Raw genomic sequence first — 18388 nt, forward strand, 5'->3', positions numbered from 1 at the left:
CGATTTATCTGCCGCACGGGAAACGGCGGTATGTAAATAAAGAGTCCGGACAACGGACAGGCAAAAGCGCTTCCGGCGGGAAAATGCCGCCGGAACAACACAGGAGGGAAAAATCATGAAAAGAAAAGCAGTCGCAGCAGTTTTAACTGCAGTAATGGTGGCATCTATGTTTACCGGATGTGGAAGTGATAAGGGAAGCAGCTCGGCAAAGAGTGCTTCTGCAGCATCCGCAGCATCCGCAGCAAACGACACCGTGGATGAGGACGGAAAAGTAAACGGCATTATGTATCAGGAAGGTCTTCCGCTGGTAGACGAGGGAGATTACACCTTCTCTATCTTCTGCGATGATTCCAGCGAATCCGGCGAGTTTATCATGCTCGATGAGTTCAAAAAACAGACCAATGTAGACGTTGACCTGAAAATTTATCCATATGAAACAGCAACAGAGAGACTGAATCTGGACCTGAACTCCGGAGATTACGCAGATGTGATCGGCGGATGGACCTTAAGCGACAATGCAATCCTGACCTATGGTGTAAACCAGGGCGTATTCATTCCGCTGGAAGATTATTTTGAGAAATATTGCCCGAACATTTCTGCGATCCTGGATCTGCCGGGTGTAAGAGAAAAAATGACAGCACCGGACGGACACATCTACACAATTCCGTACGTATGTGCCGATTCAACCGTTGGATACAGCCCATACATCAATACGAAATGGCTGGAGAATGTTGGCATGAGCATGCCGACCACTACAGACGAGTTTGAGGCAGTCTTGAAAGCCTTCAAAGAGCAGGATGCAAACGGCAACGGTGACGCTTCCGATGAAATCCCGTTCTCTACCGACCCGAACAACAAACATATCGAGGCTATGGCCGGTTACTTCGGACTTCCGATGAACAAACTTGGTATTGCAATCCAGAATGAAAAGGTTGTTTACGGCGGTGTCAGCGATACATACCGTGAGTTCCTTTCCTGGTTCCACAAACTGTATGCAGAAGGACTCGTAGACGTAGAGCTTTACACACAGGACAGCTCCACATGGGAAGGTAAAGGAAATCAGGACCTGTACGGCGTTTCCATCGCATACGGAAGCGGAGAGTTTACCGGAATCCCGGCTGCAGAGGAAAGAGGCGATTTCGACTCCATGCCTGTTCTGAACACAGACAAAGACGGAATCTGGCTGCGCGATACGGAAGGCTTCAGCGTATACAGAACCCAGGCTGTCATCACAAACAAGGCAGAGCATCCGGAAATCATCTGCCGCTGGTTTGACAATGCATTCGCACTGGAGAACGGCATCGGCTGCAACAGAGGACCGGTTGGTGTGATTGTAAACAAAGAGGATGACGGATACCATGCGATTGACACCACCACACTGTCTGAGGAAGATCAGGAAAAATATTCCTGGGGCAATCTGTGGCCGCAGTCTCTGCCGAAATATCTGCCGGCAGACTTCGAGTTTGTAGAAGAGCATCCGATGTATGATGAGAAAAAAGCAACAGAGGAAGCTTATGAGGCAAATCTGACCAAAGAAATTATTCCGTCCTACTGGATTGACTTGGATAAAATTGATACCTTCTCTGATACGAACACAGCAATCAAAGATTTCTTTGAGCAGCAGCAGGCGCAGTTCGTATGCGGCGAGCTTGACATTGACAACGATGCTGACTGGCAGGCTTATGTAGACGGTATGTACTCTCTGGGACTTGAGGACTGGGTAGCAACTCAGGGTATTGAGGAAATCGCGAAATAAATAGGAAAAGGTAATGATATTCCTATGGAATGAAAAAAGGCATATTACAGTGTAAAACGGTAATATGCCTTTCTTTTTGGGCAAGAACTGATACAATGGGAAGGAACAATAAAGGGGTAATTGGATCGGATAAAAAAGCTATGCCCGGAGTCTTTTTTTCTTAACTTTTACGGGAACAAAAAAGAATCCGGGAGTACAAAAAAAGGAGGATCTGGAAGATATGATGCAGGACTGGTTTCGGAACGCAAAGCTGGGCATTTTTATCCATTATGGGATTTATGCGGTGGGTGATGTGTCGGAGTCATGGTCGTTCCACAACGGAAATATCTCTTATGAAGACTACATGAAACAGTGTGAAGGCTTTACGGCATCGAAGTTTGATGCAAAAAAATGGGCGGAGCTGTTTCAAAAAGCAGGTGCGCAGTACGTGGTTATGACAGCAAAGCACCATGACGGCGTGGCACTGTTTGACACCGGATATAGTGATTTAAGTGTTGTGAAGAAAACGCCGGCAGCGCGCGACCTTGTAAAAGAGTATACAGCCGCCATGCGTGAGGCAGGTCTGAAAGTCGGCCTTTATTATTCGCTGATCGACTGGTCGGATCCGCGGTATCGCACGGTTTACCCGGAAGGAATGAAAAAAGAAGACTGTTTGAACGATATCTATGGTTCCCCGGCCGGAAAAGAGGAGGAGCCGCAGAAATGGCAGGAGTTTCTGGAATTCAACAATCATCAGTTAAAAGAACTGATGTCGAATTACGGAACGGTGGATCTTTTATGGTTTGATGGTGACTGGGAACGGAGCGCGGCACAGTGGAAGATGCCGGAATTCAGGGAATATCTGCATACGCTGAATCCGAACGTTGTATTGAATTCGAGAATGCAGGGCTACGGAGATTATGAGACACCGGAGCAGGGAATTCCGCTGTACGGACCGAAAGGCGAGTGGGAATTCTGTACGACGATCAATGATTCCTGGGGATATCGTCCATCGGACAATGATTACAAGAGCAGCGGCCAGATCGTGCGTATGTTCTGCGACTGTATTACCCTCGGCGGAAGAATGCTGCTGGACATCGGACCGAAAGAGGACGGAACGCTCGATGAACGTCAGGAGAAGGTGCTGCTGGATCTTGGCGGATGGATTCATGACCACGAGGAAGCGGTATTTGGAACAGAAAAAGGACTGGATTACAATCATTTTCTCGGCGGAAGCACGATTTCGGCGGATCAGAAGACGATGTATCTTTTTGTCTATGATAAGCCGCAGGAGACGCTGTGCGTGAAAGGCATTAAAACGCCGGTAAAAAGGGTGACGGTTCTGCATACGGGAGAAGAACTTCGGTTCTCCTATACGGGTTCCCTTCCATGGAGCGGTATTCCGGGAACACTCTGGATCTGGGCCGGCGAGATGAGTATTCATCCGTTTGCAACGGTTGTGAAGGTAGAGCTTGAGGATGAGATCACCTACAATCTGGGACACGGGGAAGTCGTAACCTTTAATGAGTAAAACGATTCGGACAGAGGAGCTTATGAGATGAAGAGAATAATTGGCTATGTAAATACGGCGGATTTAAATCATATGCGAGAAGAGGATGTGCGGGCACTTACCGTGATCAATATTGCATTTGGTCTGATCCGGGACGGAGAAGTTGTATGGGATGCAAAGGATGCACGGGATGGAATAGTATCCATTCGGAAAAGCAACCCGGAGCTGAAGATTGTATTGTCCGTAGGAGGCTGGGGAGCAGACGGCTTTTCCCAGGCTGCAAGAACAAAAGAGGGAAGAGAGCGGTTTGCTGCGAGTGCACTTGTAATTGTGAAGGAGTATGGTCTGGACGGTATTGACATTGACTGGGAGTATCCGGGCACATCGCTGGCAGGAATTGCGTCGGACAGATCGGATAAAGAGAATTATACGCTGCTTCTGGCGGAGCTCGGAAGACACTGGACGCGTACAGAGAAGGCATGCTTGTAACGACAGCAGTCGGCGGAGATGTTTACTTTGCACTGCAGACAGATATGAAGGAGGCCTCCCGGTATCTGGATTATGTGCAGCTGATGACGTATGATCTGCAGGGCGGTTTCCAGAAGGTGACGGGACATCATGCGGCACTGTATCACAGTGAGGGAAACCTGTTTGACGCATGTGTGGAGAAGGCAGTGAACGGCTTTGCAAATGCGGGTGTTCCAATGGAAAAGCTGATCCTTGGCGTACCGTTTTATTCCAGAAAATGGGATGGAGTAAAAGGCGCCGGATGCCGCAACGGGCTTGGAATGGAAGCAGAGACGGTCGGAGGATATGGCGGTGACTACGGCGAGCTCAAAGAGAGCTGGATCGGAAAGAGGGGATTTATCCGGTATTGGGATGAGCAGGCGAAGGTTCCGTATCTGTTTGACGGGGAGACATTTATCAGCTATGAGGACTGCGAGTCACTGGGTGTGAAAATTGCGTACCTGAAAGAAAAGGGTATGGGAGGCATTATGTTCTGGGAGTATAAATGCGATCCCAGCGGAGAATTACTTTCATTTATAAAGAAAAATATGTAGCGTAGTGACCCACAGCCGGTATGTGAAAAGGCTCCTCGCTCCGGTGTTCCTGAAAAATCGCAAGGAATCCTTTTTCGCATGGCGTCTGCCGCCGGTGGGCGGATGTACGTTGTGGAGACGGATAGGAAAAAAGAGAAAGGGATAGATAGAATCATGATCTCAGAAAATTTGAAAAAATATGCAACGGAAAAATTTGAGGGACGGAGAGAGCTTCTGGCTCCGGTGATGCCTGTTATCGAAGAAAAATTAAAACAGTGCAGTGAGGAAGAGGCTGTGCTGATGAAGTTTCTGTATGGTACGATGCCGGTAAGGGATGCGGGAGAATATGGATTTGACCTTTTTCTTTCGTACGTGAAGCATGCGCTGATGCTGCGGGAGAAGGTGGCATGGTGTAAGGAACTGCCGGAGGATGTGTTTGTAAACTATGTGCTGTATGACCGGATCAATTCCGAGGACATTACGGACTGCAGACCGTTTTTTTATGAGCAGATTATGGGGCGTGTAGCCGGAATGAGTCTTTTAGAGGCGATTCTGGAGATTAATTACTGGTGTGCGGAGCATGCGACGTATGAGGCGACGGACGGCAGAACGGCATCTCCGATGACAATGTATCGGAGTGGAAAGGGACGCTGCGGCGAGGAGTCTACGTTTGCAGTTACGGCGTATCGGAGTGTCGGTATTGCGGCGCGGCAGGTCTATACACCAAGATGGGCGCACTGTGATGACAATCATGCGTGGGTTGAGGTGTTTGTGGACGGCGAGTGGCATTTCCTTGGCGCCTGTGAGCCGGAAGAAGTGCTGGATACCGGCTGGTTCTCCGGTCCGGCGAATCGGGCAATTCTGATTCATACGCGGAACTTCTCGGATTATGTAAAGGAGAGTAACGAGGAGTATCTTGGAAAAGAAGGGGCGCTGTACTACTTTAACCATACAGATTTTTATGGCAGAACGAAGCTGGTGAAGATTCTTGTGAAGGATGAGAATGGAAAACCGGCTGCAGGAGCGCATATTGCGGTTGAAATCCTGAATATGGCAGAGTTTTTCCCGGCTGCAGTGATGATTGCGGATGCGGACGGAGAAGTTCGGATGACACTTGGCCTTGGCGATATCCGGGTACGGGCATTTGACGGAATACGCCGGGCGGAAGCCATGATGCGGATTGAGGAGGAGGATTCGCTGGAACTGGTGCTTCGTGAAGAGGCGGTTCCGGAAGCGGATGACAGGTGGCAGACGCTGGAAATCCGGGCACCGAAGGAAGTGCCGGTACGGAATATCGTTGCCACAAAGGAGCAGAAGGAGCGAAATGCGGCACGGATGGCAGAGGCGGAACGGCTTCGGAAGGCACGGTTTGCAGCATGCTTTGATGAGAAAAAGGCTGCTGCGTATCCGGAAGCGGAAGAGATTTTCCACCGGGCAGGAGAGAATTTTGAGGAGGTTTATACATTCCTTTCCAAAGATGAAAATCCGAACCGGAAGAAGCTGCTGTTTTCGCTGGCATTAAAGGATGCGAAGGACTTGAAGGCATCCGTTTTAGAGGATCATCTCGACTGTGAGCAGGGGGATCTTCCAGAGGAGATTTTCAGAAAGGATCTTCTTTGCCCGCGTATTTTCCTCGAGGAGCTGACGCCGTATCGGAGCATGATCCGCGGATTTTTTGAAGAGGAGACAAAACGCAGCTTTGTGGAGCAGCCGGAACGGATTCTGGATTATCTTAAGAAGAATATTACCTTCCATGCAGAAGAAGAGTATGACACGATCATGGCAACACCGGTCGGCGTCCTTACGATGAAACAGGGAAGTCCTCTGGCGCAGAAGATTCTGTTTGTGGCAATCTGCCGGAGTCTCAATGTAGCGGCAAGACTGAATCCGGTGACCCTGGAGCCGGAGTATTACCGTGATGGGGCATTCCACAGTGTGGAAACAGAAGCTGCTGTTTTGAAGGATGAAACGGAAAGTGCGGTTCTGACACTGAATGCGGAGGATGGAAGCGCATGGAAGTATTATCAGACGTGGACCATCGGAAAGTGGAACGGAACAGTGTTTGAGACGCTGAATTACGAAGAAACCGCATTCGACGGAAAAACACTGGATCTGACCCTGGAGCCGGGCTGCTATCGTCTGATTACAAGTATGCGTATGCCGAACGGTGACCAGCATGCCGCATACCGCGTGTTTGAACTGAAGGCGGGAGAAGCAAAAGAGATTTATCTGGAAACCGTGAAAAAAGAGCTGGATGAGCTGTTAGAGCACATCGAACTGCCGGAGATCACGCTGGAGGATCTGGATGGAAAGGCGCATACCCTGAACGATCTCACCAAAGACGGCCCGATCCTTCTGGCCTTCCTCGGAACCGGAGAGGAGCCGACCGAGCATGTTCTGAATGAGCTGATCGAAATCGCAGAGAAGTGGAACGCAAAAGACGCTGCCATGGCAGCCGTTCTCCGCACGAAAGCCGACCTGGAAAACACGACTTTCCAGAAAGCCCGCGCAGCAATCCACAACATGTCCCTCTACCTCGACCCATCCGACGACGCCCCGGCGATCGCCGAAAAAATGGGAATCGACGCAGAAAAACTCCCACTGCTGATACTCGCATTGCCGGGAAACATCGGCGGACGCGCTTATGCCGGATATAACGTCGGCAGCGTCGGACTGATGCTGCGGCTGATGGAAGAGGCGGCGAAAGCGTAAGTTAATACTAAAAAACAGGCTGACGCACGAATGCGGCAGCCTGTTTTTTTAAAGAACGCCCAGTTTTTTCAACTGTGCCACGCCATCTTCATATCCCGTAAAATGAATTCCATGAATCCCTGCCTGCTCTGCGGCCTCGACGTTTGCTTTGGTGTCGTCGAGGAATACGCAGCGGTCCGGGGTGAGGGAGAATTTCTGGATCAGGTGCTGGTAGATCTCCGGTTCCGGTTTTGTTAAATGGCAGGTGTAGGAGAAGAGGGTTCCGTCCATGTAGGGGAGGAAGGGCATTTTCTCTTTGGTGCGCTCGAAGAGGTCTCCGGAGTAGTTGGAGAGGATGTAGAGGCGGTAGCCTTTTTCTTTTAAGGAGCGTACCCAGCTTTCTGCATACGGCAGCGGGGTGATGGTTTCCTCGCAGTGGGCGAAAACCTCTTTGATTTCTTCGGTGTATTCCGGGGCGAGGGAGCAGAATCCTTTTACAATCTCCTCCGGTGTGAGAATTCCGCGGTCGAACTGGCGCCAGTAAGGGCTTTCGAGGTTGCGGCGGTGATTGCTTTCGTCTTTTCCGGACCGAAAGCAAAGCGTTTCAGATAGGACTCGTAGTCCCAGTTGACGAGTACGCGGCCTACATCAAAAATAATGGTATCAATCATGACTGTTTTTCTCCTTTGTCTGATTTGTCGTTCTCATCGCGGTGCGACAGAACCTTGGCAACCAGCATCATGGCATAGATGAGCACTGGTACGGTAATTGCACAGTAGAGGCAGACTGTCAGCGCCTTGTGTGCAAACGGCGTGTCGATAAACGCAAAAATCATGGCGCCAAGCCGAATCCGATCAGGAACGCGATGGCGAGAAGGGCTCCGATCTGTTTGAGTCGTTTCATAAAAATCTCCGATCGTTTACTGAAAATAAAATATAAAGAAACATAACCAAGTGTAGCACAGTTGAAAAGAAACATCCACCGCAAGTTTTAAGAATTTTTTAGAAAAAATTAATGGCGCTTTCGATTGCTTTTTTCCCTCAAAAGGGATAGAGTATTGGCATATACTTTGAAAAAGGAGAAACGAGAACAAAATGGATAAACTGAAAGAAAAACTTTCCCGCCTGATGTACGGCCGCTACGGCATCGATCAGCTGGGCAATTTTATGATGTGGGCGGCAGTTGCCATGATGATTTTCGGAGCGGTTGTACGGAGCTCCCTTATCTACACCCTGGCACTCGTCCTGATCGTCTGGGCGGATGTGCGCATCATGTCCAAGAACCATTCCAAACGGTATGCGGAAAACCAGAAATTCCTGGAACTGAAAAACCGCGTCGTCGGATTCTTCCGAGGCGGAACCCGTGCATTCAAGGATAAAGAGCACTGCTACTTCCGCTGCCCGTCCTGCCATCAGCAGGTGCGTGTGCCGAAAGGAAAAGGCCACATCGAGATCTGCTGCCCGAAATGCGGAACAAAATTCATCAAAAACACCTGATAAAAAGGAGCAGTGCGATTCATGTTTGGTTATGTGACCATCCGAAAGGATGACCTGAAAGTCAAAGATTACAACAAATATCAGGCATACTACTGCGGTCTGTGTCAGGATATCAAAGAGGCGTATGGAAAAAAGGGTCAGGCGATGCTGACGTTTGATATGACATTTCTTTCCATCCTGCTGACCGGGCTTTATGAGTGTGAGACAAAAGAAGAGGAGCATTACTGCTTTCTTCATCCCGGCAAAAAACATAAATGCCTGCGGAACAAATACACAAAATACTGCGCAGACATGAACGTGCTGCTCGCCTATTACAATCTGCTGGATGACTGGGAGGACGAGAAAAACTACGCGGCGTTTACAGCGGCAAAGGCTTTGAAAAAATCTGTGACACGCATCGAGGCATCGTATCCGCGCCAGACGAAAGCAGTGCAGGATTACCTCGAAAAGCTGCATGCATGCGAGAAGGAAAACAATCCAGACCTCGATCTTGCGGCGGGCTATACCGGAGAGGTGATGGCGGAGATCTATATACCGGAGGAGGACATCTGGAGCGATGATCTGCGCCAGGTCGGCTTTTACATCGGAAAATTCATTTACCTGATGGATGCGCTTGATGACGTGGAAAAAGATAAAAAGAGCGGAAACTACAACCCGTTTCTGTCCATCGCCGATCAGCCGGACTTCGAGGAAACCGCAGAAAAAATCCTGCTGATGATGACGGCGGAAGCGTCGCGTGCATTTGAAAAACTTCCGATCCTGGAAAATGTAGACATTCTGCGAAATATATTGTATGCTGGTATCTGGGAAAAATACGAAATGCGAAAAAGCGCAAAAGAGCGCCAAAAAGAGGAGAAATAAAGACTGATGACAGATCCATATGAGGTGCTGGGCGTGTCCCGCGGGGCTTCGGACGATGAAATCAAAAAAGCATACCGAAAACTCAGCCGGACGTATCACCCGGATGCCAATATCAATAATCCGAATAAAGCAGAAGCAGAAGAAAAATTCAAACAGGTGCAGCAGGCGTACAAACAGATCATGGATGAACGCGAGCACGGCACCTCGTACCAGAGCGGAGGTTCGTCGTATGGCGGAGATGCTTACGGCGGCTATGGCCCGTTCGGCGGCTTCGACCCATTCGGCGGCGCGTACGGAAACGGCGGCTCCGCACGGAATGATTATGGAAATTCCGAGCAGGAAATGCGGCTGCAGGCGGCAGCCAACTACATCAACAGCGGCCACTTCCGCGAGGCGATGAACGTGCTGAACGACATTTCCGACCGCAGCGGAAAATGGTATTTCCTGCATGCGATCGCAAATTCGCGCCTCGGCAACAACATCAATGCCGTGCAGGATGCCGAGATGGCAGTCAAATTAGAACCGCAGAATCTGCAGTACCAGCAGCTTTTAAACCAGCTCCAGGGCAGCGGCCAGTGGTATTCCGACATGGGAAGCGGTTACGGCTATGAGAGAAGTGCAGGTGATCTCGGAAAATGGTGCTGTGAATGTATGGCAATCAATGCCATCTGCAATTGCTGTTGCTGCGGCGGAAGAGGATTTTTCTGCTGTTGATCAAAAAATAATTACAAGAAATGTATAAAAGTGAACATTCAGGGGAGAATAACAGTGTCATCGAAATTCCCCTGTTCGATGATACAAAAGAAAAATAAGGAAATACTTATCCTCCCCTTAAAGCCCCGCTGCAACCGAAAAAACGGTTCGCTGTGGGGCTTTTTTCTAACAGCCGAAAGTCCTTGTTTTTCCCATCAAAACAGATTATAATGAAAGAGATCGCAATTATGACCGGAGCAAAAAAATACGAACGGATCATAGAAAGAAAACAGAAAGAGAGAAAAGCTATGGAACGAAAAACAGCATGGAATGAGTACAAGAAAAAAGATATGAAAAAGCTGGAAAAATTAAACGCCGGCTACCGCGCATTCCTGGATCACGGAAAAACGGAGCGCGAGTGTGTAAAGGAAAGTGTACGTCAGGCAGAAGAGGCCGGATACGTAAGCCTCGACACCTATGTAAAAGAAAATCGTGCGTTAAAACCGGGTGACAAGGTTTATGCTGTATGCATGAAGAAGGCCATTGCCCTGTTCCAGATCGGAACAAAGCCTCTGACAGAGGGTATGAATATTCTCGGTGCGCACATCGATTCTCCGCGTCTTGACGTAAAACAGAATCCACTGTATGAGGACAACGGATTTACATATCTTGATACCCATTATTACGGTGGCATCAAAAAATGGCAGTGGGTAACGCTTCCGCTTGCAATCCACGGTGTTGTAGCCAAGAAGGATGGCGAAGTAGTGGATGTAGTCATCGGCGAGGATGATAACGATCCGGTATTCTGTGTGACAGATCTCCTGATTCACCTTTCCAGAGAGCAGCAGACCAAACCGGCAAGTACGGTAGTAGAGGGCGAGAACCTCGATCTTCTGATCGGAAGCCAGCCGCTGGAAGGAACAGAGAAAGATGCAGTGAAAGCCATGACCTTAAAGCTCTTAAACGACAAGTATGGCATCGAAGAAGAGGATTTCCTCTCCGCAGAGCTTGAAATTGTACCGGCAGGAAAAGCGCGTGAGCTTGGTATGGATGCCAGCATGATTCTTGCATACGGCCAGGATGACCGTGTATGCGCATACACTTCTCTTGTCGCAATGCTCGAGGTGGAAGCACCGGAGAAGACATCCTGCTGCCTGCTCGTAGACAAAGAGGAGATCGGAAGCGTCGGAGCAACCGGCATGCAGTCTCATTCTTCGAAAACACCATGGCAGAGCTGCTTGCACTTGCAGGTGAGGGAACGGAGCTTGCACTTCGGAGATGTCTGGCTTCTTCCAGAATGCTTTCTTCCGATGTAAGTGCAGCGTTTGATCCGTTGTATGCAGCAGCATTTGAGAAGAAAAACGCTGCATTTTTCGGAAAAGGTATCGTAATTAACAAATTTACAGGAGCAGGCGGAAAGAGTGGCTCAAACGATGCCAATGCAGAGTACGTCGGAGCTCTTCGCGCTATCTTTGATGATGCAAAAGTAAATTGGCAGACAGCAGAGCTTGGTAAAGTTGATGTCGGAGGCGGCGGAACCATCGCCTACATCATGTCTCTGTACGGTATGGAAGTGATTGATTCCGGTGTACCGGTTCTCAGCATGCATGCTCCATGGGAAGTAACCAGCAAAGCAGATGTTTACGAGGCCAAGAAGGCCTATGTGGCATTTTTGAAAAACGCATAAATAATATTGAGGAGGTTTGAAACGTTTGGACAGTGACATAGTCGGCAGTATTCTTTTGCAGGTCGTATTGATAGCGGTCAATGCGGTATTTGCCTGCGCGGAGATCGCTGTGGTCTCCTGTAACGACGCTAAACTGGAAAAAATGGCACAGGAGGGAAACAAGAAAGCGGCAAAGCTGTTCCGTCTGACGGAGCAGCCGTCGCGTTTCCTCGCAACCATACAGGTTGTCATCACTCTCTCCGGATTTTTAGGAAGTGCTTTTGCGGCAGAAAACTTTTCGGGCAGATTCGTCTCGGTCCTGGTGGATGCGGGCGTGCAGATCCCGGAAAAGACGCTGGATGCCATTGCCGTCGTGCTGATTACGCTGCTTTTATCCTATATTACCCTGATTTTCGGTGAACTCGTGCCAAAGCGTCTTGCGATGCACAACTCTGAGAAAATCGCACTTGGCGTATCCGGTCTTGTGACCACCGCCTCGAAAATTTTTGCCCCGCTGGTCGGACTTTTAACGGTATCGACAAACGGTATCCTGCGCCTTTTCGGCATTGACCCGAACGAGGACGATGATCAGGTAACAGAGGAAGAAATCCGTATGATGGTAGATGCCGGCAGCGAAAAAGGTACCATCGACAACGAAGAAAAAGATATGATTCAGAACGTATTTGAGTTCGATGATCTGACGATCGACGAAATCTGCGTCCACAGGACCGATGTGGATCTTCTGTGGGTGGAGGATTCGATTGAGGAGTGGGAGCAGCTCATCCATGAGAGCCGCCACTCGTATTACCCGGTCTGCGGCGAAACTGTGGACGATATCATCGGCGTTCTGGATGCCAAGGATTATTTCCGGCTTCGCACCAAGGACCGCGATCATGTCATGAAAGAAGCAATCAAACAGCCTTATTTTGTTCCTGAAAACATCAAGGCTGCCACGCTGTTCCAGAACATGAAAAAGACCGGCAATTATTTTGCCGTGGTTCTGGATGAGTACGGCGGCATGGATGGAATTATCACCGTGCGTAATCTGATCGAGCAGCTTGTCGGGGACTTGAATGATGAGGCGGAGATCGGGCAGCCATCGGAAATTGAGCTGATTTCCACAGACACCTGGAAAATCATGGGAAGTGCCTCGTTGGATGATGTGGCGGAGGAACTGAAGATCAAACTGCCGGTCGATGAATATGAAACGTTCGGCGGCTACATTTTCGGTGAACTCGGTGCGGTTCCGGATGACGGCAGCCAGTTTGAACTCGAGACCGACGATCTCTGGATCAAGGTCATGCGGGTCAAAGAACACCGCGTGGAAAATACGGTGGTAAAGAGACTGCCTCCGAAAGAAAAAGGAGAGCAGGAGGAACGTAAGGAGAGGGAATGAAACGTGAACTGGATACAGCAGACCGGAAAATTGTGGAACTGCTGCAGGAAGATGCAAGGCTTCCGCTCAAAAGTATTGCAGACAAGGTAAGTCTCACTTCGCCGACGGTTTCGGCGAGAATCGACCGCCTGGAAAAGGACGGGGTGATCACCGGCTACCGCGCGAGTGTGAACCCGGAGGTTTTCGACTATCGGATCAAGGCATTCATCAATCTGGAGGTTGAGCCGGTGCGGAAAAAGGAATTCTATCCGTACATCACCGACTGTCCGAATGTGATCGAGTGCAACTGCGTGACCGGCGACTATTCGATGCTGATGGAGGTTGTGTTCCACACGACATCTGAGCTGGATCAGTTTATCGGCCAGCTTCAGCATTTTGGAAGAACGAAGACGCAGATCGTGTTCTCTACATCGGTGGAACACAGAGGAATTCCGCTCGGCGATACCAGAATCCCGATTCTGGAGCAGGAAGAAGAAAAAGGTTGATTTTCTGCGGACTTTCCGATATACTAAAGCGTGTTACAAAAACCGGAATCCCGCTAGGGGACGGCGCGAAAAAACGCGCTCAGAGAAACAGATAAAGGATGGATAATAACATGAGTTTATTACAGAATTGGCGTGATATCGCCTATAATCAGGAAGCAGACAAAAAACAGCTCCAGCAGTTCTGGACCAATTATTTCCTGATTGAGAAAAACATTTACGAGCAGCTTCTTTCCAACCCGGATGAAGTGGTAAAAGGAACCGTAAAAGAGCTGGCAGAGAAATACAAAGTGGACGTTATGACCATGGTTGGTTTCCTGGACGGCATCAACGACAGCCTTGTGATCCCGAACCCGATCGAGGAGATGGAAGAGGATACCGTTGTTACACTGGCTTACGATAAAGAGCTTCTATACAAAAACATGGTAGACGCAAAAGCAGACTGGCTGTACAACCTGCCGATGTGGGATGAGATCTTCACAGAAGAGCAGAAGAAAACGCTTTACATGGAGCAGAAAAAATCCGGCACTGTAATCAAAGGCAAAAAAATCGGAAGAAACGATCCATGCCCGTGCGGAAGCGGAAAGAAATACAAATACTGCTGCGGTAAAAACGCATAAGAAAGAATTTTCGAGAAGAGACCGGGGAGCCGAAAGTTGAAAGGCTTCGCGGTCTCTTTTTCTATGAAGAGGGAGAAGCAGGATGCAGGAGACGGTAGTTTATCTGAAAAAAAATTACACAGCCGGAGGGCGAAAAAAAAAGAGCTGGAACGGGAACTCTCGCAGTGCGGATGGGAGCTGTTCCGGATGGGAATGCAGGAACAGTATGGGCTGGATGGAGAAAAGATAACGATCGAACGGAATGCGCACGGAAAACCGTACCTGCCAGGGCATCCGCAGATCTGTTTTAATATTTCTCATTCGGGGGAATACGCTGCCTGCGCTTTTGCTTCCATTCCGATCGGCATGGATCTGCAGCAGCACCGCCGCGCTGCCTGGGAGCGCATGGCAGAACGGTATTTTTCCGCCGAAGACCAGAAACGCCTTGCCGCAGCGGAGAATGCTGAAACGCTGTTTTTCCGGATCTGGACCGAGGAGGAGAGCTACGGCAAGTGGAGGGGAACCGGTCTTTCGGGTTCTCTTGGAATGGAAAAGAAAGAGGGCTTCTGCACGCATTTCAGTCCGGAGAAAGGATATGAAGGCGCCGTCTGGGCAGCGGAGCCCGTGAAAATCTGCATGAAAAGAATAGAATCATAAAAACCGTGCATAACCTGTCCCGCCATCTCATATATATAACGATAAGAGGTGGTGAAGATGAAAAGGACAGGAAGACAAAAGGATATTGTTACGCCAGAGAAAAAACAGGAGCAAAGGGAACTTTTGCGCCTGTTTTCTGCGAATATACGGAAAATTCTGAAAAACACAGATCTGCTGGCCGATGACCTGCAGGAAATCCGTCTGCGGACCGGCGCGCCGCTTCTGGTGGTCGCAAAGGATCAGGAGTACTTTCTGACCCCGGACGGAGCACTGACCGGGGAGTGGGAGAAAGGTTATCCCGTCTCACCGACGGATATCCGCGATACGATGGATTACATAGGAAGTTTTTCCCTCTATGCCTACGAGGATGAACTGCGGCAGGGTTTTCTGACCGTGGAGGGCGGCCACCGGATCGGCATTGCCGGAAAGACGGTAATCGAAGGGGAAAAGGTGAAAGGCATCAGCCATATATCCTGCATCAACGTGCGGGTTGCTCATGAGAAAAAGGGCTGCGCGGACCGAGTGATGCCGTACCTTTGGGAAGACGGCCGTTTCCTGCACACCCTGATTGTCTCCGCACCCGGCTGCGGTAAAACGACGATGCTGCGCGATATCATCCGCCAGATTTCGGACGGGGAGTCGCCGTATCCGGGGCTGACCGTCGGTGTGGTCGATGAACGGAGCGAGATCGCAGGCTGCTATCTCGGCGTTGCGCAGAATGATGTCGGCATCCGCACCGATGTGCTCGACTGCTGTCCGAAGGCGGAGGGCATGATGATGCTGATCCGCGCCATGTCGCCCGATGTGGTGGCAGTCGATGAGATCGGAACGGGCGAGGACATCCGTGCGATCGAGTCCGTCGTTAACTGCGGGTGCAAGCTGCTCGCGACCGTGCATGGCAATTCCATGGAGGATATGAAGCAGAAGCCTCTCCTGAACCGCCTCGTGGAATCCCACGTTTTCGAGCGGTACATCGTGCTGGATGCGAAACCCCGCGCCGGAAGTGTACAGGCTATTTTTGACGGAAGAGGAACGACACTGTACCGAAGGGAGGCGTTTCTGTGATGCGGCTTGCAGTTTTACTGGCGGCTTCTCTTGCCTGCGTCGGGATCGGCTTTGCAAAGAGTGCGGCGCTGTCGGCCCATGTGAAAGATCTGGAAACACTGCAGAAAATTATCCAGTATCTGCGTGGAGAGATTGTGACGGCGGCTTCCCCGCTGCCGGATGCGTTCTGGGAGACGGGAAGGCGGATGCGGGATCCGTACCGGGATTTTTTACAGGATATTTCCGAGGATATGCGCCGCCCGGACGGAAAGACACTGCCGGCGATTCTGGAAGAGAATACGGCAGTCCACCTGGCGGATACACGCCTTACAAAAGAAGAAAAAGAAGAGCTGCAGGAGGCCGGATGCAGCCTTGGCACTGGGGACCGCGCCATGCAGAAGGCGAATCTGGACCGGTATGAGGCACGCCTTGTGCAGCGGATCGCGGAACTGCAGAAAGGATTGCCGGAAAGGAAGAGGCTCTGTCAGAGTCTTGGAATCATGGGAGGCCTTTTTTTATTTTTGATTCTGGTTTAGGGCGTGTCTGAAAACGGAGGAGCAGGCGTGGAGGTCGGGATTCTATTTAAAATCGGGGCAGTCGGGATTCTGGTATCGGTCCTGTGCCAGGTATTAAAACACAGCGGCCGGGAAGAACAGGCATTTCTTGCAAGCCTTGCCGGTCTTGTGCTTGTGCTGTTCTGGATTCTTCCCTATATTTCCGCGCTGTTTGAGGACATCAAACAACTGTTTACAATTTAAGAGCAGAGAGAAAAAACGGAGGGGATCATATGGATATACTTCGGATCGCTGCGCTTGGCACGGCGGGCGTGCTGCTTGGAATCACAGTAAAGGGAGCAAAGCCGGAATTTGCCCTTCTTGTGACGGTCGGTGCCGGCCTCTGCATTCTTGCCGGGACCGTCGGAAAAATGCAGTATCTGCTCGGCATGCTCGCACAAATGAAATCGTATCTCCCGGTGGACTCATCGTATCTGAATACGCTGCTGAAAATGCTTGGGATCACGTATGTGGGGCAGTTTTCCGCCGGGATCTGTAAGGATGCGGGCTATTCTTCCATTGCAGGGCAGATTGAACTGTTCGCCCGCCTGGCGGTCCTTGCCGTCAGTATGCCAGTGCTGCTCGCTCTGCTGGAAACGGTTCATGATTTTCTGTAAAAAAGCCGGATGGGGCATGGCGCTGCTTTTTCTGTGTCTCATTTTCGGAACGGGAAGAACGCAGAAAATCGAAGCAGCGGATACCGAAACGGATCAGGCAGCAGCAGCGCAGGACGAACTTCTTGCAGAACTCGACTTCGATGCAATCCAGCAGGAAGTGGACAGCCTGCTGTCCAGCCAGCAGTTTTCTTTTGCCGGTACGGTGCGTTCTCTTCTGCAGGATGGCGATCCCTTCCGCACCTTCCGTGCCGGAAATGCCGTTCTCTCCTGTGCCAAAACAGCATTCCTTGCGCAGAAGGGGCTGATGAAGGAGCTGTTTCTCCTCGTTCTGGCAGGCGCGGTGCTCGGCAGTTTTTCCTCTCTCTTTGAAGGAAAACAGGTCAGGGACGCCAGTTTTTATATGGTCTATCTGCTTGCGCTTGCACTGATTCTGAAAAATTTCCAGTCGAGCGGGGAAAACCTGAAAGCTGTCATCACATCGCTGGTCGCTTTTATGCGGATCCTGACGCCATCCTACTATCTGGCGGCCGCGGCCGCCGGGGGCGCATCATCAGCCGTGATGTTTTATCAGATGCTCCTTCTAGTGATTCTGGCTGTCGAAAAGCTTCTGCTCGCCCTCGTCCTCCCGATGATCCATATCTATCTGCTCATCGCCCTTGTAAACGATCTTTCCGGCGAGGAGATTTTGTCCCATATGACAGAGCTGCTGGAAACCTGCGTGAACGGCCTTTTAAAATCGTCGCTCGGCGTACTTGTGGGAATGCAGATGATCCGGAATCTGATCGCACCGGCGCTCGATTCCCTGCGGCAGATGGCACTCTGGCGGACTGCCGGAATGATTCCCGGCATCGGAAATGCGGTGAATGCTGTAACCGAGTTGGTGGCAGGCTCCGCGGTGCTGATCCGCAACTGCTTTGGCGTGACGGCAATGCTGGTACTGCTCGCAGCGGGCATGGTCCCCGCCGTTCAACTTCTCGTTTCGGGTCTTTCCTTCCGCCTTCTCGCCGCGGCGGCACAGCCCGTCTCGGACAAGCGGATCGCGGGATGTCTTGCGGCGGCAGGAAAAGGATATGCGATGCTTCTGCGTCTCCTTCTGACCGTAGAAGTCCTGTTTCTGCTGACGATTGCAATCCTGGCGGGAACTTTTTCCTAGAGCTTGTCTGAAAAAGGCTTTTCGTGAGCTGCGAGTCCCAGTTTGTGGGAGATTTTATCCGAATGAGGGCGGCGTAGCGGGCTACGGCAACCGAATGAGGGTAAAATCTCCCGCAAAGTGGGGCTTGCAGCTTGCGGAAATGGTTTTTCAGACACGCTCTAGCGTGTAGTTGGGCAGGCAGCGGCGGGAGGCGG

20 protein-coding genes and 3 pseudogenes are annotated in these 18388 nt (G+C 50.5%); 19 read left to right on the forward strand and 4 right to left on the reverse strand.

Annotated elements, in window-relative coordinates:
- Positions 1-115 precede the first annotated feature (115 nt).
- From DXA93_RS11245 to DXA93_RS11265, 5 genes are all read left to right on the forward strand, one after another.
- The gene (locus DXA93_RS11245) at positions 116-1756 is read left to right on the forward strand and encodes an extracellular solute-binding protein (protein ID WP_119208342.1); all 1641 of its coding nucleotides are present in this window, start codon (positions 116-118) and stop codon (positions 1754-1756) included.
- Between the two features lie 211 nt (positions 1757-1967).
- Positions 1968-3266, forward strand: a complete 1299-nt coding sequence (locus DXA93_RS11250; RefSeq protein WP_256372647.1) for an alpha-L-fucosidase — start codon at positions 1968-1970, stop codon at positions 3264-3266.
- A 27-nt stretch (positions 3267-3293) separates the two neighbouring features.
- Positions 3294-3734 (forward strand): glycosyl hydrolase family 18 protein, encoded by a 441-nt coding sequence (locus tag DXA93_RS20940; protein WP_117814261.1) that lies wholly within the window; start codon positions 3294-3296, stop codon positions 3732-3734.
- A complete protein-coding gene (locus DXA93_RS20945) occupies positions 3725-4306 on the forward strand; it encodes a glycoside hydrolase family 18 protein (RefSeq protein ID WP_117814263.1) in 582 nt (193 codons plus the stop codon). The genes DXA93_RS20940 and DXA93_RS20945 overlap by 10 nt, the downstream gene beginning before the upstream one ends.
- 153 nt (positions 4307-4459) lie before the next feature.
- The gene (locus tag DXA93_RS11265) at positions 4460-6997 is read left to right on the forward strand and encodes a transglutaminase domain-containing protein (protein ID WP_119208354.1); all 2538 of its coding nucleotides are present in this window, start codon (positions 4460-4462) and stop codon (positions 6995-6997) included.
- A 48-nt stretch (positions 6998-7045) separates the two neighbouring features.
- On the opposite strand, the gene DXA93_RS18600 is transcribed toward DXA93_RS11265, so the two are convergent.
- The 3 genes from DXA93_RS18600 to DXA93_RS17865 are packed head-to-tail and all read right to left on the reverse strand — an operon-like array spanning position 7046 to position 7811.
- Positions 7046-7495, reverse strand: a complete 450-nt coding sequence (locus DXA93_RS18600; protein ID WP_330427060.1) for an HAD family hydrolase — start codon at positions 7493-7495, stop codon at positions 7046-7048.
- On the reverse strand, positions 7471-7647 hold the full coding sequence (locus DXA93_RS18605) for a hypothetical protein (protein WP_243109217.1): 177 nt from the start codon (positions 7645-7647) through the stop codon (positions 7471-7473). The genes DXA93_RS18600 and DXA93_RS18605 overlap by 25 nt, the downstream gene beginning before the upstream one ends.
- The gene (locus tag DXA93_RS17865) at positions 7644-7811 is read right to left on the reverse strand and encodes a hypothetical protein (RefSeq protein WP_158583295.1); all 168 of its coding nucleotides are present in this window, start codon (positions 7809-7811) and stop codon (positions 7644-7646) included. The genes DXA93_RS18605 and DXA93_RS17865 overlap by 4 nt, the downstream gene beginning before the upstream one ends.
- A 259-nt stretch (positions 7812-8070) precedes the next feature.
- On the opposite strand from DXA93_RS17865, the gene DXA93_RS11275 reads away from it, so the two are divergent.
- The 14 genes and pseudogenes from DXA93_RS11275 to DXA93_RS20640 form a co-directional block, all read left to right on the forward strand.
- The gene (locus DXA93_RS11275) at positions 8071-8472 is read left to right on the forward strand and encodes a hypothetical protein (protein WP_118595526.1); all 402 of its coding nucleotides are present in this window, start codon (positions 8071-8073) and stop codon (positions 8470-8472) included.
- A gap of 21 nt (positions 8473-8493) precedes the next feature.
- Positions 8494-9333 (forward strand): DUF5685 family protein, encoded by an 840-nt coding sequence (locus tag DXA93_RS11280; RefSeq protein ID WP_055228501.1) that lies wholly within the window; start codon positions 8494-8496, stop codon positions 9331-9333.
- Between the two features lie 6 nt (positions 9334-9339).
- On the forward strand, positions 9340-10047 hold the full coding sequence (locus DXA93_RS11285; protein WP_055221390.1) for a DnaJ domain-containing protein: 708 nt from the start codon (positions 9340-9342) through the stop codon (positions 10045-10047).
- A gap of 287 nt (positions 10048-10334) precedes the next feature.
- A pseudogene (locus tag DXA93_RS11290) lies at positions 10335-11713 on the forward strand (aminopeptidase).
- 25 nt (positions 11714-11738) lie between these two features.
- The gene (locus DXA93_RS11295; protein WP_243004601.1) at positions 11739-13088 is read left to right on the forward strand and encodes a hemolysin family protein; all 1350 of its coding nucleotides are present in this window, start codon (positions 11739-11741) and stop codon (positions 13086-13088) included.
- 8 nt (positions 13089-13096) lie between these two features.
- A complete protein-coding gene (locus DXA93_RS11300) occupies positions 13097-13573 on the forward strand; it encodes an Lrp/AsnC family transcriptional regulator (protein ID WP_055221452.1) in 477 nt (158 codons plus the stop codon).
- A gap of 110 nt (positions 13574-13683) precedes the next feature.
- The gene (locus tag DXA93_RS11305; RefSeq protein WP_055221393.1) at positions 13684-14190 is read left to right on the forward strand and encodes an SEC-C metal-binding domain-containing protein; all 507 of its coding nucleotides are present in this window, start codon (positions 13684-13686) and stop codon (positions 14188-14190) included.
- Positions 14191-14253: 63 nt separating this feature from the next.
- Entirely contained in the window at positions 14254-14826 is a 573-nt protein-coding gene (locus DXA93_RS11310; protein WP_147399549.1) for a 4'-phosphopantetheinyl transferase family protein, read from the forward strand.
- A 57-nt stretch (positions 14827-14883) separates the two neighbouring features.
- A complete protein-coding gene (gene spoIIIAA / locus DXA93_RS11315; protein ID WP_117762191.1) occupies positions 14884-15891 on the forward strand; it encodes a stage III sporulation protein AA in 1008 nt (335 codons plus the stop codon).
- A complete protein-coding gene (locus DXA93_RS11320) occupies positions 15891-16406 on the forward strand; it encodes a stage III sporulation protein AB (protein ID WP_055221399.1) in 516 nt (171 codons plus the stop codon). The genes spoIIIAA and DXA93_RS11320 overlap by 1 nt, the downstream gene beginning before the upstream one ends.
- Positions 16407-16433: 27 nt before the next feature.
- Positions 16434-16628, forward strand: coding sequence for a stage III sporulation protein AC (spoIIIAC, locus tag DXA93_RS11325; RefSeq protein ID WP_022463192.1), 195 nt, complete (start codon positions 16434-16436; stop codon positions 16626-16628).
- Between the two features lie 29 nt (positions 16629-16657).
- Entirely contained in the window at positions 16658-17041 is a 384-nt protein-coding gene (locus tag DXA93_RS11330; protein WP_055221401.1) for a SpoIIIAC/SpoIIIAD family protein, read from the forward strand.
- The gene (locus DXA93_RS11335; RefSeq protein ID WP_055221402.1) at positions 17028-18194 is read left to right on the forward strand and encodes a stage III sporulation protein AE; all 1167 of its coding nucleotides are present in this window, start codon (positions 17028-17030) and stop codon (positions 18192-18194) included. Before DXA93_RS11330 ends, DXA93_RS11335 begins: the two co-directional genes overlap by 14 nt.
- Positions 18166-18297 (forward strand): annotated as a pseudogene (locus DXA93_RS20640) (DUF6783 domain-containing protein); the annotation flags it as partial. The gene DXA93_RS11335 and the pseudogene DXA93_RS20640, both read left to right, overlap by 29 nt.
- Here the strand turns inward: DXA93_RS20640 and DXA93_RS20645 are convergent.
- Positions 18247-18375 (reverse strand): annotated as a pseudogene (locus tag DXA93_RS20645) (DUF6783 domain-containing protein); the annotation flags it as partial. The pseudogenes DXA93_RS20640 and DXA93_RS20645 sit on opposite strands and share 51 nt — an antisense overlap.
- Positions 18376-18388 lie beyond the last annotated feature (13 nt).

It is taken from the genome of Blautia sp. OF09-25XD (genome assembly GCF_003482095.1).
Classification (GTDB): Bacteria; Bacillota; Clostridia; order Lachnospirales; family Lachnospiraceae; genus Fusicatenibacter; species Fusicatenibacter saccharivorans.

Coding starts and splice junctions, on each gene's coding strand:
- DXA93_RS11245 (WP_119208342.1), top strand. CDS start 116: ATGAAAAGAAAAGCAGTCGCAGCAGTTTTAACTGCAGTAATGGTGGCA.
- DXA93_RS20940 (WP_117814261.1), top strand. CDS start 3,294: ATGAAGAGAATAATTGGCTATGTAAATACGGCGGATTTAAATCATATG.
- DXA93_RS20945 (WP_117814263.1), top strand. CDS start 3,725: ATGCTTGTAACGACAGCAGTCGGCGGAGATGTTTACTTTGCACTGCAG.
- DXA93_RS11265 (WP_119208354.1), top strand. CDS start 4,460: ATGATCTCAGAAAATTTGAAAAAATATGCAACGGAAAAATTTGAGGGA.
- DXA93_RS18605 (WP_243109217.1), bottom strand. CDS start 7,647: ATGATTGATACCATTATTTTTGATGTAGGCCGCGTACTCGTCAACTGG.
- DXA93_RS17865 (WP_158583295.1), bottom strand. CDS start 7,811: ATGATTTTTGCGTTTATCGACACGCCGTTTGCACACAAGGCGCTGACA.
- DXA93_RS11275 (WP_118595526.1), top strand. CDS start 8,071: ATGGATAAACTGAAAGAAAAACTTTCCCGCCTGATGTACGGCCGCTAC.
- DXA93_RS11280 (WP_055228501.1), top strand. CDS start 8,494: ATGTTTGGTTATGTGACCATCCGAAAGGATGACCTGAAAGTCAAAGAT.
- DXA93_RS11285 (WP_055221390.1), top strand. CDS start 9,340: ATGACAGATCCATATGAGGTGCTGGGCGTGTCCCGCGGGGCTTCGGAC.
- DXA93_RS11305 (WP_055221393.1), top strand. CDS start 13,684: ATGAGTTTATTACAGAATTGGCGTGATATCGCCTATAATCAGGAAGCA.
- DXA93_RS11310 (WP_147399549.1), top strand. CDS start 14,254: ATGAAGAGGGAGAAGCAGGATGCAGGAGACGGTAGTTTATCTGAAAAA.
- spoIIIAA (WP_117762191.1), top strand. CDS start 14,884: ATGAAAAGGACAGGAAGACAAAAGGATATTGTTACGCCAGAGAAAAAA.
- DXA93_RS11320 (WP_055221399.1), top strand. CDS start 15,891: ATGCGGCTTGCAGTTTTACTGGCGGCTTCTCTTGCCTGCGTCGGGATC.
- DXA93_RS11330 (WP_055221401.1), top strand. CDS start 16,658: ATGGATATACTTCGGATCGCTGCGCTTGGCACGGCGGGCGTGCTGCTT.
- DXA93_RS11335 (WP_055221402.1), top strand. CDS start 17,028: ATGATTTTCTGTAAAAAAGCCGGATGGGGCATGGCGCTGCTTTTTCTG.